Source organism: Sphaerochaeta sp. (assembly GCF_050178175.1).
Taxonomy (GTDB): domain Bacteria; phylum Spirochaetota; class Spirochaetia; order Sphaerochaetales; family Sphaerochaetaceae; genus Sphaerochaeta.
Window position 1 is genome coordinate 1 of record NZ_JBFXGH010000061.1, and the last position, 12,388, is coordinate 12,388.

At 49.7% G+C, this 12,388-nt stretch carries 13 protein-coding genes; 2 read left to right on the forward strand and 11 right to left on the reverse strand.

Annotated elements, in window-relative coordinates:
- The 4 genes from gcvPB to AB7S66_RS07895 form a co-directional block, all read right to left on the reverse strand.
- Nucleotides 1-1,387 (reverse strand): aminomethyl-transferring glycine dehydrogenase subunit GcvPB (gcvPB, locus tag AB7S66_RS07880; protein WP_428518897.1); only part of this gene is annotated, 1,387 nt, incomplete at its 3' end.
- On the reverse strand, nucleotides 1,384-2,739 hold the full coding sequence (gcvPA, locus tag AB7S66_RS07885) for an aminomethyl-transferring glycine dehydrogenase subunit GcvPA (protein WP_428518898.1): 1,356 nt from the start codon (nucleotides 2,737-2,739) through the stop codon (nucleotides 1,384-1,386). The genes gcvPB and gcvPA, both read right to left, overlap by 4 nt.
- 65 nt (nucleotides 2,740-2,804) lie before the next feature.
- Nucleotides 2,805-3,188, reverse strand: coding sequence for a glycine cleavage system protein GcvH (gene gcvH / locus AB7S66_RS07890; protein ID WP_428518899.1), 384 nt, complete (start codon nucleotides 3,186-3,188; stop codon nucleotides 2,805-2,807).
- A 30-nt stretch (nucleotides 3,189-3,218) separates the two neighbouring features.
- Entirely contained in the window at nucleotides 3,219-4,748 is a 1,530-nt protein-coding gene (locus AB7S66_RS07895; RefSeq protein ID WP_428518900.1) for a glycine hydroxymethyltransferase, read from the reverse strand.
- A 168-nt stretch (nucleotides 4,749-4,916) separates the two neighbouring features.
- Between AB7S66_RS07895 and AB7S66_RS07900 the strand changes: the two genes are divergently transcribed.
- Nucleotides 4,917-6,308, forward strand: a complete 1,392-nt coding sequence (locus AB7S66_RS07900; protein WP_428518901.1) for a sodium-dependent transporter — start codon at nucleotides 4,917-4,919, stop codon at nucleotides 6,306-6,308.
- A 70-nt stretch (nucleotides 6,309-6,378) separates the two neighbouring features.
- Nucleotides 6,379-6,597, forward strand: coding sequence for a translation initiation factor IF-1 (infA, locus tag AB7S66_RS07905; protein ID WP_117329341.1), 219 nt, complete (start codon nucleotides 6,379-6,381; stop codon nucleotides 6,595-6,597).
- Nucleotides 6,598-6,667: 70 nt separating this feature from the next.
- Here the strand turns inward: infA and AB7S66_RS07910 are convergent, their stop codons facing one another.
- The 7 genes from AB7S66_RS07910 to AB7S66_RS07940 all read right to left on the reverse strand — a co-directional run.
- Nucleotides 6,668-7,639, reverse strand: coding sequence for a Smr/MutS family protein (locus AB7S66_RS07910; protein WP_428518902.1), 972 nt, complete (start codon nucleotides 7,637-7,639; stop codon nucleotides 6,668-6,670).
- Nucleotides 7,640-8,284, reverse strand: coding sequence for a CBS domain-containing protein (locus AB7S66_RS07915; protein WP_428518903.1), 645 nt, complete (start codon nucleotides 8,282-8,284; stop codon nucleotides 7,640-7,642). It abuts the gene before it with no gap.
- A gap of 57 nt (nucleotides 8,285-8,341) precedes the next feature.
- Nucleotides 8,342-9,100, reverse strand: a complete 759-nt coding sequence (locus AB7S66_RS07920) for an ABC transporter ATP-binding protein (protein WP_428518904.1) — start codon at nucleotides 9,098-9,100, stop codon at nucleotides 8,342-8,344.
- Nucleotides 9,097-9,876, reverse strand: a complete 780-nt coding sequence (locus AB7S66_RS07925) for an ABC transporter ATP-binding protein (RefSeq protein ID WP_428518905.1) — start codon at nucleotides 9,874-9,876, stop codon at nucleotides 9,097-9,099. The genes AB7S66_RS07920 and AB7S66_RS07925 overlap by 4 nt, the downstream gene beginning before the upstream one ends.
- Nucleotides 9,873-10,790, reverse strand: coding sequence for a branched-chain amino acid ABC transporter permease (locus tag AB7S66_RS07930; RefSeq protein WP_428518906.1), 918 nt, complete (start codon nucleotides 10,788-10,790; stop codon nucleotides 9,873-9,875). The genes AB7S66_RS07925 and AB7S66_RS07930 overlap by 4 nt, the downstream gene beginning before the upstream one ends.
- Before the next feature lies 1 nt (nucleotide 10,791).
- Nucleotides 10,792-11,709, reverse strand: coding sequence for a branched-chain amino acid ABC transporter permease (locus tag AB7S66_RS07935; RefSeq protein ID WP_428518907.1), 918 nt, complete (start codon nucleotides 11,707-11,709; stop codon nucleotides 10,792-10,794).
- A 109-nt stretch (nucleotides 11,710-11,818) separates the two neighbouring features.
- The coding region (locus tag AB7S66_RS07940) for an ABC transporter substrate-binding protein (RefSeq protein ID WP_428518908.1) at nucleotides 11,819-12,388 on the reverse strand (570 nt) is incomplete at its 5' end.

Sequence of the window (12,388 nt, forward strand, 5' to 3'; positions counted from 1 at the left end):
AGGGAGCACCTTTCACATACCCAGGATCCTCCTGTGCCTGAGCGAGGACGGAACGGAATGCAAGGATGAAAGCTTCCATCGTCTCGAGGCTTTCGCTCTCGGTCGGTTCAATCATGAGCGCTTCACTTACCAAGGAAGGAAAGTACATGGTCGGCGGATGGTACCCCTTGTCGATGAGAGCCTTGGCAACATCCTGGGCCCTGATTCCGTACTTTTGCCTGTACTCCTCCAGACTGATGACAAACTCATGCATGCATTGGGTGCCATAGGGTATCTCACACACATCAGCCAACCGCTTTGCCACATAGTTTGCATTCAGGACGGCATGGGCACTTGCTGACCGCAAGCCATCACTTCCCATTCTCAGGATATAGACATATGCCCTGAGCAGTACCAGGAAGTTCCCCCAGAACATACTGACTTTTCCAATGGAGTCCTCATGCTCCCAATCAAGGATATACCCACTGTCGGTAAGTTGGATATCCGGCTTTGGAAGAAATGGCCTCAGTGAATCATTCACCATCACCGGCCCACTACCTGGGCCTCCTCCCCCGTGTGGGGTGGCGAAGGTCTTGTGCAGATTAAGATGCACTACATCAAATCCCATCTCACCCGGGGTAGCCATACCCAATATGGCATTCATATTGGCCCCGTCGTAGTACATCATTGCCCCATGAGCATGAACCATCTTGCTGATGATGAGAATATCCTGCTCAAAAATCCCCAGGGTATTGGGGTTGGTCATCATCACGGCAGCAACAGAATCATCAAGCTTTGCCTCAAGATCATCCAGGTCCACTTGGCCTTTCTCATTGGCTCCAATGGTTAGCACTTCAAATCCATTCACCATTGCACTGGCGGGATTGGTACCATGGGCGCTTGAAGGGATGAGTATCCTGGTACGGCCGGTCTCACCGCGCTTCTGGAAGTAGGCCTTGACCATTTTCAAGCCGGTATATTCACCATGAGCCCCAGCCAAGGGTTGCAGCGTCCCCCATTTCATCCCGGTAATGGAGGAAAGGTCCTCCAGAAGGTTGAACATGATCGAAAGGCTGCCCTGCGTTGTCGAGACATCCTGCAGGGGATGGATTTTGGTAAATGCATCCATTTTTGCAATATGCTCGCTGAGCTTGGGATTATATTTCATCGTACAGGAACCAAGTGGATACATTCCATTGTCCACCCCATGTGCCATCGTGGAGAGCCGGGTAAAATGTCTTACCACATCCAGTTCAGATACTTCAGGCAGACGGGCAGGTTGCTCTCGCTGGATGGATTCAGGAAGAGGAGGAAGCGTCTGGGAAAACCCCTTGGGCAGATCCAGAGGAGGATAACAGTACGCTTTTCTTCCTTGTTTTGATTGATCAATCAATAGCGGCTCTCTCATTTCATCACCCTCCGTGCAGCGGCCAGATAGAGCTCCAGCTCCTCACGGCTACGCTTCTCTGTTACTGCTACAAGGAGAACCAACTCATCCTTGACCTGTCGGGTCAACGTTGAGAGTCTCACCCCTGCGAAAATCCCTTCATTGCGAAGCTCCTGCATGAACTTTCTCATGCGCTTGGGATCGGAGAAAACCAAGGGGAATTCACACCAGAAGGGTTTGTCCCAAACCACGGCCATCCCCGGAAGCTGGGCCAGATGGTATGCCAGGTAATGTGCCTTTGCATAGCTTTGGTTTGCTGCTTCGACCATACCGTCCCATCCAAGACTGGAGAGATGGATGGTTGTCATGAGTGCCGCAAGCGCATGATTGGAACAGATGTTGCTCGTCGCCCGCTCCCGCTTGATGTGTTGCTCTCTTGCCTGGAACGTCAGGGTGAATCCTTTCCTTCCTTTTGCATCTTCACTCATACCAACCAAGCGACCGGGAAGCTTTCTCAAAAGCGCTTCCTTTACCGCCATATACCCACAACTCGGTCCACCATAGGCAAGGGGAAGCCCCAGGGACTGCGTGTCACCAATGGCAACATCAGCTCCCCATCCGCCAGGAGATTTCTGCATGGCAAGAGACAGCGGATCGTTGGAGATGGCCAGAAGAGCTTTTTGCTCATGTAGTATTTCTGCCACACCCTCATACGATTCCAAGAGGCCATAACGGTTAGGACTCTGGACAATCAAACCAGCACAGCCTGCATCCAAGAGAGAAGGAAGCAAAGAGATGTCTACCACCCCATCCTTCTCAGCAACCATCCTCAGCGTTCTTCCCGTCCCTTTTGCCCAGGTCTGCAAGACCTGCAAGGTAAAGGGATGGATGGTAGAGGAGACCAACACCACCGATGCATGCCTCTTTGCACTCACCATCAATGAAGCAGCCTCAGTTGCGGCATTTGCGCCATCATAGAGTGAGGCATTTGCCACATCCATTGCAGTGATCTCACAAACCATGCTCTGGAACTCATAGATTGCCTCGAGTAAGCCCTGGCTCATCTCTGCCTGGTATGGCGTGTATGCGGTCACGAATGAGGGCAAACTGGAAAGCGCCTCAACCGTGGAGGGAACAATATGGTCATAACAACCACACCCCAGGAATGGTATGCCACGTACATTGCGTTGTGCAATGGAATCAATCATTCGCTGCACCTCGTCTTCAGTCCTTCCCTGACTGATCGGGACTGAATCAGAGAGTAGGATATCCTCCGACAAACCAGAAAAAAGCTCCTCCATTGAAGAAAGGCCGATAGCTTCCAGCATGATCTTTCGGTCTTCATCAGTATGGGGAATATAGGGATAAATCATCTATGCCTCCAGGACATGGACAAACAAAGGCCGCCAGAATCCGGCGGCTCATTGTTGTATTCTCTCTATAGAGTCTCTAGATATGCTTGGTATGCCTCTGCATCCAACAATTCACCATAATCATCCTCTGAGAATGAGGTAAGAATATAGAGATGATGAGTATAACAATCCTCATTGATCAATTCAGGAGAACCATCAAGGTCCTCATTCGCCTCATGGACCACACCCTCAATTGGGTTGATGATGGCCGAAGCTGCCTTGACACTCTCTACGGTGGATATCTCTTCTCCCTTGCGATATCGCTCACCGAGGGGAGGAAGCTCAACAAAGACAATCTCACCCAGTTCATGTTGTGCATGGTCTGTAATCCCAACATAGGCCAAGTCACCCTCAATGCGAACCCATTCATGATCCTTGCTGTAGCGCAGATTCTCTATAACCTTACTCATTGATTGCCTCCACCAACGTCAATGCTACCATCACCGCTCGTTATTGTCGAGTGGAAAATGTTTCTCCAAAAAGGGAAGATCCAACTCGGGATAGAGTTTGAACTTCTCCAGCAAGGCCAGAACACGACCCTGGGCTTCTCTCATCGCCCCTTCCTCGGTCACTGCTTTAGCCTTGCTGGGTTGACCGGCATTAGCACCCTTGGTAAGAATCAGCGGTTTGGTGTGGTTAAGCACCAACGCAATGATTGAAGCAATCTCTTTCATTTCTGATTCGCCCATCTTGAGTGTCGTTACAGCAGGGGTTCCAATACGCAACCCACTCGTGTACCAAGGACCGTTGGGGTCGAAGGGAAGAGCATTCCTGTTCAGGGTAACGCCACACTCCCTGAGGGCTGTCTCAGCTTGCCTTCCGTTCAGATCAAAGGGCCTGACATCAAGAAGCATCAGGTGGTTGTCCGTACCCCCTGTTGCAACAGGGATACCTTCATCAAGGCATGCTTTTGCCAAGACCTCGGAATTCTTCACGATACTCTGTGCATAGGCCTGGAAGGAAGGATCAAGTGCTTCCTTGAATGCAATGGCTTTTGCGGCCATGACATGAGGAAGGGGTCCACCGAGTACCAGAGGACACCCCTTGTCGACACTCTCTGAGAACTCCTTCTTGCAAAGCACCATTCCACCTCGCGGTCCACGTAGAGTCTTATGGGTCGTGGTGGTCACCACATCAGCCCACGGTATAGGGTCATAGTTACCGGTGAAGACTTTTCCTGCAACCAAGCCGGCAAAGTGAGCCATATCCACCATGAATACTGCACCAACGCTATGGGCAATTTCACCCATCCGCTTGAAGTCGATCTTTCTGGGGTAGGCACTATATCCTGCCAACAGAATCAACGGCTTGATTTCCTGTGCCATCTTCTCGATCGCATCATAGTCAAGCAGACCACTCTTCTCATCAACCGTATAGGTATAGGCATCAAACATCTGGGCTGAAATATTCTGGCGGTAGCCATGGGTCAGGTGTCCTCCAGAGTAATAATCAAGACCCAACAGTCGTTGGTTACCCAGTTTCTCACGAACCGCATCCCATTGCTCTCGATCAAGATTGCTGGGGTTGGGAATGCCGAGCTCCTCCAAAGCAGGAACCTGGATACGGGTATTGAGAATTGCCCAATATGCAACCAAGTTTGCATCGGCCCCGCTATGAGGTTGAACATAGGCATGCTCTGCCCCAAAAAGCTTACAAGCATACTCGCTTGCTGCTGCTTCTATGGCGTCAACGTTGTCGCAACCAGCATAGAAGCGGTGATATGCAAACCCTTCACTGTACTTGTCGGTGAGCAAATTGCCCATTGCAAGCTGGGAAGCGATTGAGGAGAAATTCTCACTTGCAATCAACTTCAAGTGGGTCCGCTGATCTTTCAGCTCATTGACGATGCGACCTGCAACACCCTGGTCGACCTGTGCAATCTGGTCAAGGGCTGCAGTATAGGCCACCATAGGGCCATTCATCTCTTCGGCTTCTGCCAAATACGCTTGCAATGCTGTTCCACTGGACATGTGTTATACCTCTTTGCGTGCTATGTTACTTCGTATCTTGCCCTTGTGGGGTGACTCTGTCAACGTGCTAGGCAATTTTGGGTTGCATTTTCCCGTATCATACTTCAGAATGTGACGGTTGTCTTCTGCAATGAGCAACTCGATACAATGGAGAAAGAGAGAAATCATATGACTGTAGACGCTACGAAAACACGTGAAGCACTGGCGAGCAGATTGGGCTTCATTCTTCTATCAGCAGGATGTGCCATAGGTCTTGGGAATGTATGGCGTTTCCCCTATATTGCAGGTCGGTATGGAGGAGCAGCATTTGTGCTGATCTACGTCTTGTTCCTGTTCATGCTGGGCCTTCCTGTCATGGTTATGGAGCTTTCCATCGGGAGAGCGAGTCAAACCAATATTGGACGCACATTCGAAACATTGACCCCCAAGAAAAAACCTTGGCATGCCTATGGCAAGCTTGCCATCATAGGAAACTATGTGCTGATGATGTTCTATACCACCATAACCGGTTGGCTCCTCTCCTATTTTGTACATACCATCAAAGGTGACTTCACTGGATTGAATGCAGACCAAGTGGGTGGTTTCTTCTCCAGCATGCTGGGGAAACCAGGGAGCATGACGTTCTGGATGATCCTTGCAGTTATCCTGGGGCTCCTTCCTGTAGCCAATGGACTGCAGAACGGGGTTGAGAAAATCACCAAGAAGATGATGATCGGCCTACTCCTATTGATGCTGGTACTCGCATTCAACAGCATGCTCCTTGATGGGGCTGGAGAAGGGTTGCAGTTCTACTTGGTACCAGACTTTTCCAAGATGGTGGAAAACGGGCTCTCGGAAACAATATATGCAGCAATGGGCCAGGCGTTCTTCACCTTGAGTCTCGGTATCGGTTCCATCTCAATTTTTGGCTCCTATATCGGGAAGGAACACCGTCTTACCGGCGAGGCTGTACGCATCATCGGCCTGGATACCTTTGTAGCACTCGCCAGCGGGCTCATTATATTCCCAGCTGCATTTGCCTTCGGAGTTCAGCCTGATGCAGGTCCGTCCCTGATCTTCATCACACTTCCCAATATTTTCAACCAGATGGCCGGTGGAAGACTTTGGGGGTCCCTGTTTTTCCTCTTCATGAGCTTTGCAGCATTGAGTACTCTTATTGCTGTCTTTGAGAATATCATCAGTTTCTGGATCGATGCCAAGGGTGTTGACCGAAAGCGAGCAACCCTCTTCAATGGCATTGCCATTGCATTGCTCTCCCTCCCTTGCATCCTTGGATTCAATGTACTCTCTGGTTTCCAGCCACTTGGACCAGGCACCGGGGTGTTGGATCTTGAGGACTTTATTGTCAGTTCTACCCTGCTTCCCCTTGGATCCCTCTTCTTTACCATCTACTGTACCTGGAAGTACGGTTGGGGTTGGGATACATTCATAGCCGAGGCAGACAGTGGGTCGAATGGGTTGCGATTCCCCAGGATCCTTCGTCCATACTTCCAGTATGTGTTGCCGGCAATCATTTTAGGAATCTTCCTGAAAGGATATTGGGATATTTTTATCGCATAGGGACACTGTTGACACATTTTGACCTAGTGCATATAATTTTCTTGCTTTTAAGCAAATATTTGGAGGTTTTGTGGCCAAAGAAGAAGCAATCGAAGTGGAAGGCATCGTACGCGAAGCTCTTCCCAATACCATGTTCCGTGTGGAACTGCAGAATGAACATGTCATTCTTGCCCATCTTTCGGGCAAGATGCGCAAACACTACATCAGAATCGTACCTGGTGATACCGTGCGTGTAGCACTTTCTCCCTATGATTTGACCAAAGGTCGTATCATTTACCGCGAGCGTTAACACCACATCAGGATGAGAAGCCGGATTCCCTTTGAGAACCCGGCTTTTTCGTGTGTCCAAGTGTATGGAATCATCGTTTCATGATGATCCAGATAGCACCACTTCCCCCATACTGGGCTTTTGGGGTGTATGCTTCACGTACCACCTTGCTGATCCGTATCTGGGAAAGTGCAGCTTCTTTCAACAGGGAATATCCCTTGTCATTATGCAATCCTTTTCCCGTGATGATTGCCACCTTGAGGAGTCGTTGCTCCTTCGCTGAGCGCAGGAAATCAGCAGTTGCCTGTTCAGCTTCCACCACCTTCATCCCATGAAGGTCCAAGGTGGATTGAGGTTCCATGGCACGGAGGGAGGAAATGGTATAGGGGTCCGCTTTTGCTTCACGTTTTTCCTTCTGCGCCCGTTTGATGGCTGCTTCCTCATCACTCACTGTTGACCATTGCTTGTAGGTATCTGCGAATGACCAGCTCACCGTGCTGTCACGTTCCTGGTCAAGCGCTTCCTTTTCCTCAAGCGCTTCCTGCATGTCATGGGTAGGTTGCAAGGGAAGGTCTTCACGTTCTCTCCTTCTCTGGTCAGAGACAAGCTTTCCCCGTTTCTTCTTGGGTTTCTCACTCCCCTCAAACTCCTCCAGGAGTGAGGCAAAATCTTTTTTAGGCTCATAGGCCTTGCTCTTCTTGATGGAAACCGGTTCTTCCTTCTTGTTCTTGGCAACTTGTTTCTCGCCTTCCCATTCTGCAAGAATCTCACCAAAGGATTTCTCCACAGCTACCTTGCTGTGGCTCTTCATCCGCTTGGTCACCCCGCCCAGTTCACCTGTCTGTTCCCAAGTGGCAAGGATATCACCGAAGTTTGCCTTTGGATCATATCCAAGCACCAAGGGCTCTTTGCGTTGCCTGGTGGGGGGCTTCTGTTTCACAGGCTGTTTCTTTACTTCCTTGATATGCTCAAACGGCTTGTAGGCATCGGAATCAACTACAAGACGGCTGTTTCCAGCCGTCCCGCTTGTATCAGAAGTTTTCTTTTTTTTCTTCTTTGGCACTCAGACCTCCCTCACATCCAACAACTGTGATACATAGGGCTTGATGAGCTCCACCACCTTGCTGATGGATGCGCCTTGCACCTTGATGGTACAGATGGCATTGGTGGGATCGGTTCCCATGAAGGTACCAAAGGTAATGATGTCAATTCCTGCCTCGCTCAGCACCTGACTGATCTTTGCGATGGTTCCAGGCTTGTCTTCAACCACAAACGTAAGGCGTATCCCGAAATGACGTGCACCAAAGAGCTCAAGCAGAATCTTGAACATATCACTCTTTGTCACAATCCCGATCAACTGCTGCCCTTCAAGCACAGGAAGGCTGCTCAGGTCCTGGTCGACCATCATGCGTGCGGCTTCCTCAACGGTGGTATCCTTGGTGATGGAAACCACGTTCTTGCTCATGAGCTTCTTGACCGTGAGCTTGCTCAACAGGTAAGCCATCTCATGGATAGAAAGACTTGTCGCAGGAGAAGGTGTGGCATACAAGATATCCTTTTCGGTTATGATACCAACCAGCCGCTTCTCCTTATCAAGCACAGGAAGTCGGTGAACCTTCTCCTGTTTCATCAAGGTAGAGGCCTCCGCGATGGACATATCGGGAGTAGCTGTAACAGGATTGCGCGTCATTCTTCGTTCGATAATCATATGGATCTCCTACCATCTAAGCACACTATAATTCATGCCATCGTGAATTTCCAGTAATTATTCGCCCAGATAGGCTGCCCGTACCTTCTCATTCTCCAAAAGTGCGGAGGATGCATCACTGAGTACAATCCTACCATTCTCCATGACATACCCTTCAGAGGATGCCTTCAGTGCCATGCGGGCGTTCTGTTCCACCAGAAAGACCGTTACCTTGTCCTGCTGGTTGATCAAGGCAATCTTCTCGAAGATGTCTGCAATTACCAATGGGGCGAGACCGAGTCCAGGTTCGTCCAGAAGGATCAGGCGTGGCCCACTCATCAGAGCCCTGGCTATGGCCATCATCTGCTGTTCACCCCCACTAAGGGATCGGGTCTTCTGCCTTCTTCTTGCTCCGAGAATGGGAAAGAAGTCATACATGGACTCCTTGCGTTCCGCAATCAGGGCATCATCACGTACAAGGAAGGCACCCATATCAAGGTTTTCTTCCACGGTCATATCTGCAAAGACACGTCTACCTTCAGGAACCAAGCTGATTCCCTTTGCTGCAATCAAGTCAGTGGTGAGTATCTTTGAGCGCTTGCCTTCTTTGGCTCCACCATTCTTAGCCCTGCAGATCTCCTCTCCATCAAAGGTGATGGAGCCGGAATCCAAAGGCTCCTGCCCCACGATGGACTTAAGCAAGGTACTCTTACCACTTCCATTCGCTCCAATGAGGCAGACGATATCACCTTCATTGACATGCATACTGACCTGTTTCAGTGCCTTGATGTTCCCATAGGAAACAGAAATGTCATCTATCGTGAGCAACTCTTTCATTCTTCATCCTTACCGAGATAGGCCTCGATGACACTCGGGTTTTTCTTGATCTCATGGGGAGTCCCCTGGGCAAGTTTCTGCCCATAGTTGAGGACAGTGATGGTATCACAGATGTTCATCACCAGTTTCATGTCATGCTCGATCAGAACAACCGTAATTCCCAGGTCCCTGATCTTTCTGATGGTGGACATCAGATGGTCAGTCTCCTGGGGGTTCATGCCGGCTGCCGGTTCATCCAAGAAAAGCAGCTTTGGGTCGGTAGCAAGCGCACGGGCAATCTCAAGCTCACGTTGCTTTCCATAGGGAAGATTCTTGGCAAGCTCATTCTTGGAAGCGCCCATATCGAAGAAATCGAGCCAGTCCAATGCTTTCCCATAAATCTCTTCTTCCTCTTCCCTCAACTTTACATAGCTCTTCACAGCGTTGAGAAAACGTCCCTTGGTCTCACTCTTCCCGGTTTTGAAGTGCCTGCCGATCATGACATTCTCAACGACGGTGAGTTCCTTGAAGAGACGGATATTCTGGAAGGTACGTGCAATACCCATCCTACAGATCTTATGAGCCGGATACCCGGTGATCTCCTTATTATTGAACCAAACCTTTCCTGAGGAAGGGATATCAAGACCGGTCATGTTGTTGAACAAGGTGGTCTTGCCAGCCCCATTGGGTCCAATGAGACCGGTGATCAAACCACTTTCCACCTCAAAATCAACTTTATTGACGGCAACAACGCCTCCATAAGCTCTGGTAAGAGCCTCTGTTTCCAACAGAATCATTGTTCACCTCCTGGGGTGGATGCAACACGCTTGCGATACCGGGTTGATTCCCTTCCAAGAATTCCCTGTGGTCTCCAGATCATCATGACAACCAGGATCAAACCAAACAGGATCTGCTTGAACTGGGGAGGGATGACACTCGACAGACCGGTGAGCTGGGGGAAATAGCTGATGAACTGGATGATGAAAGCACCCAGGATTGAAGCCTTGAAGTTGCCCATACCACCGAGAACCACCATACAGAGCACCATGACCGAGACCATGAAGGTATACGTTCCCGGTGTTACTGACAAGGTAAAAGTAGCCTGTAAGGAACCTGCAATACCAGCTACCGAAGCGCCAAGAATAAATGCATAAACCTTGTACTTCGTGATGTTGATACCCATGGACTGGGCAGCAATCTCATCCTCCCTGACTGCAGCCAGAGCACGACCCATTCTCGAGCGAGCCAAACGCTGGAAGAGAATGTAAGCAATGATGACGAACACAACCACCATCACCAGGAAGGCATACTTCTTGTAAGGATTAATGGTAAATCCGAAGATGACAGGCATGGGAATTCTCTGGATACCCATCGGACCATTGGTCAGTGAGTCCCAGTTGTTCAATACGTTGCGTACAATTTCGCCAAATCCCAGGGTAGCAATGGCTAGATAGTCACCCTTGAGCCTGAGCGTCGGCAGTCCTATCAACAAACCAAAAAAAGCACTTACCACAAATGCTACAGGAAGCGTGCCCCAGAATGACCAGCCAAATTGCGTGGTAAGGATTGCCGTTGCATAGGAGCCTATGGCAAAGAACCCTGCCTGGGTAAGACTGAGCATACCACCATAGCCGGTGATGACGTTCTGTCCCATTGCCATAAGGGCGTAGATGCCTGAGTAAATCAATATCAATAGAAAAAAGTTAAGCATATTACACCTTCTCCTTTTCGACCTTGCCGAACAGCCCTTCCGGCTTGATCAAGAGAATGAGAATCAATACACCAAAGGCAATGGTATCCTTCAGACCGGTAGGAATACCAAAGATGGCAACACCAAAGGTTTCCAATACACCGAGCAAGATTCCTCCGAACATGGCTCCGCTGATATTCCCGATTCCGCCGACAACTGCAGCAACAAAGGCCTTGAGTCCTGTCATGGTGCCCATTGTAGCGTAGACCTTGAAGTCCAAGGCTATCAAGATGCCACCGACTGCGGCCAATGCGCTCCCGATTGCGAACGTCATACTGATAACCTTGTTGACGTTTATCCCCATCAACATAGCTGTTCCCTGATCCAAGCTGGTTGCGCGCATGGCCTTCCCCATCCTGGTCTTATCAACGAAGAGCTTGAGAATGATCATCATGATCAAGGAGACACTCAGGATGAGAATCTGGTGAGGCGTGATAACAACTTCCCCGATATGAACCGGCGTATTGTCGAAGGGATAGTTGAATTTCCGTGAGTGGGTGCCAAAGGCCCATGCAGCACTGTTGGAGAGTATGAATGAAACACCAATAGCGCTGAGAAGCGGGGCAAGTCTGGTTGCTCCCCTTAGCGGTTTATACGCAATACGCTCGATGGACATACCAAGTAATGCACTGAACCCCATACTGATAATCATAGCAAGGAAGAAGGCTATCAGTGTCCATGAACCAAGCGGGGCATCCCCTCTCAGTCCATCAAACACAAACAGACCAATATAAGCCCCAGCCATTAATATGTCACCATGGGCAAAGTTGATAAATTTCAGAATGCCATACACCATGGTGTACCCCAGGGCTATCAGGGCATAGATGCCTCCCAAGGTCAGGCCATTCATCAAATGTTGAAAGAATTCGGCAATTCCCACGATGCTCTCTCCTTCATACGAAAACTAGTAGGTACGATAACATGAAAAGACCGGTGTAAACAACACCGGTCCTCCCATTTCCCGAGTAGACCGGGAAGTAACAGAGACCTTAGTCCACCTGGGTAAGGACCCCATCAACGACGGTATAGGAACCGAGGTATTCAGGAGTAGTCCCGTTGACCCTGTAGAGTCCCTGGTATGCAATCAAGTCTCCATTCTCTGCAAAGTTGATGGTACCGGAGACACCAGCATAGTCCTTGGTAGCTGCAACCGCATCACGGATGGCAGCACGGTCAAACTTACCGGTAGCCTTGTACACCTTGTCCATTGCCTGGAGCAGGATGTTTGCACCGTCATAAGCGTTGGTTGCGAAACTATCAGGACCAACACCAAACTTGGCTTCATACTGTGCAACGAAATCACTGTAGGCAGGACTTTCCTTGACCTTTGCAGGACCAACATAGATCACGCCATCGGTGAATTCACCAGCAAGGTCGTAAATCTCAGGGTTGGAGAATCCATCACAGGAGAGAAAAGGAGTATCCATTCCCAACTGACTGGCCTGCTCGAGAATCTGAGCCATCTCAGCGGTGTAGTTGGGGATGTAGATAGCTTCAGGATTGGCACTGCGGATCTTGGTAAGCTGGGTCTTGAAGTCCTTGTCGCCGACCTGGAAGGA

Excerpts from the sequence above, each read along its gene's own strand:
- gcvH (WP_428518899.1), bottom strand. The coding sequence starts at position 3,188 with ATGAGTAAGGTTATAGAGAATCTGCGCTACAGCAAGGATCATGAATGG.
- AB7S66_RS07895 (WP_428518900.1), bottom strand. The coding sequence starts at position 4,748 with ATGTCCAGTGGAACAGCATTGCAAGCGTATTTGGCAGAAGCCGAAGAG.
- AB7S66_RS07920 (WP_428518904.1), bottom strand. The coding sequence starts at position 9,100 with ATGAAAGAGTTGCTCACGATAGATGACATTTCTGTTTCCTATGGGAAC.
- AB7S66_RS07930 (WP_428518906.1), bottom strand. The coding sequence starts at position 10,790 with ATGCTTAACTTTTTTCTATTGATATTGATTTACTCAGGCATCTACGCC.
- AB7S66_RS07915 (WP_428518903.1), bottom strand. The coding sequence starts at position 8,284 with ATGATTATCGAACGAAGAATGACGCGCAATCCTGTTACAGCTACTCCC.
- AB7S66_RS07925 (WP_428518905.1), bottom strand. The coding sequence starts at position 9,876 with ATGATTCTGTTGGAAACAGAGGCTCTTACCAGAGCTTATGGAGGCGTT.
- AB7S66_RS07900 (WP_428518901.1), top strand. The coding sequence starts at position 4,917 with ATGACTGTAGACGCTACGAAAACACGTGAAGCACTGGCGAGCAGATTG.
- gcvPA (WP_428518898.1), bottom strand. The coding sequence starts at position 2,739 with ATGATTTATCCCTATATTCCCCATACTGATGAAGACCGAAAGATCATG.